The organism is Streptomyces sp. NPDC005574 (genome assembly GCF_040605435.1).
Classification (GTDB): domain Bacteria; phylum Actinomycetota; class Actinomycetes; order Streptomycetales; family Streptomycetaceae; genus Streptomyces.
The window spans coordinates 3,779-5,174 of record NZ_JBEXCW010000207.1 but is presented as its reverse complement, the minus strand read 5'-3'; the positions used below and the strand labels follow the sequence as shown (position 1 = coordinate 5,174).

Below are 1,396 nucleotides of genomic sequence, written 5' to 3'. Positions count from 1 at the left end.
GGACAAGCCCTCGGCCTATTAGTACCGGTCACCTCCAGCGGTTACCCGCCTTCCAGATCCGGCCTATCAACCCAGTCGTCTACTGGGAGCCTTAACCCCTCAAAGGGGGTGGGAATACTCATCTCGAAGCAGGCTTCCCGCTTAGATGCTTTCAGCGGTTATCCCTCCCGAACGTAGCCAACCAGCCATGCCCTTGGCAGGACAACTGGCACACCAGAGGTTCGTCCGTCCCGGTCCTCTCGTACTAGGGACAGCCCTTCTCAATATTCCTGCGCGCGCAGCGGATAGGGACCGAACTGTCTCACGACGTTCTAAACCCAGCTCGCGTACCGCTTTAATGGGCGAACAGCCCAACCCTTGGGACCGACTCCAGCCCCAGGATGCGACGAGCCGACATCGAGGTGCCAAACCATCCCGTCGATATGGACTCTTGGGGAAGATCAGCCTGTTATCCCCGGGGTACCTTTTATCCGTTGAGCGACGGCGCTTCCACAAGCCACCGCCGGATCACTAGTCCCGACTTTCGTCCCTGCTCGACCCGTCGGTCTCACAGTCAAGCTCCCTTGTGCACTTACACTCAACACCTGATTGCCAACCAGGCTGAGGGAACCTTTGGGCGCCTCCGTTACTCTTTAGGAGGCAACCGCCCCAGTTAAACTACCCATCAGACACTGTCCCTGATCCGGATCACGGACCCAGGTTAGACATCCAGCACGACCAGACTGGTATTTCAACGACGACTCCACAACCACTGGCGTGGCCGCTTCAAAGTCTCCCAGCTATCCTACACAAGCCGAACCGAACACCAATATCAAACTGTAGTAAAGGTCCCGGGGTCTTTCCGTCCTGCTGCGCGAAACGAGCATCTTTACTCGTAGTGCAATTTCACCGGGCCTATGGTTGAGACAGTCGAGAAGTCGTTACGCCATTCGTGCAGGTCGGAACTTACCCGACAAGGAATTTCGCTACCTTAGGATGGTTATAGTTACCACCGCCGTTTACTGGCGCTTAAGTTCTCAGCTTCGCACGCCCGAAAGCGCACTAACCGGTCCCCTTAACGTTCCAGCACCGGGCAGGCGTCAGTCCGTATACATCGCCTTACGGCTTCGCACGGACCTGTGTTTTTAGTAAACAGTCGCTTCTCGCTGGTCTCTGCGGCCACCCCCAGCTCACCGAGTAAATCGGATCACCAGTGATGGCCCCCCTTCTCCCGAAGTTACGGGGGCATTTTGCCGAGTTCCTTAACCATAGTTCACCCGAACGCCTCGGTATTCTCTACCTGACCACCTGAGTCGGTTTAGGGTACGGGCCGCCATGAAACTCGCTAGAGGCTTTTCTCGACAGCATAGGATCATCCACTTCACCACAATCGGCTCGGCATCAGGTCTCAGCCTTA

At 56.4% G+C, this 1,396-nt stretch carries 1 rRNA gene (only partly in view); it reads right to left on the bottom strand.

The annotated features are described in order from the left end of the window. Positions 1-1,396 (bottom strand): 23S ribosomal RNA (locus tag ABZT03_RS42960); its annotated part runs 1,825 nt beyond the window's last position; the annotation flags it as partial.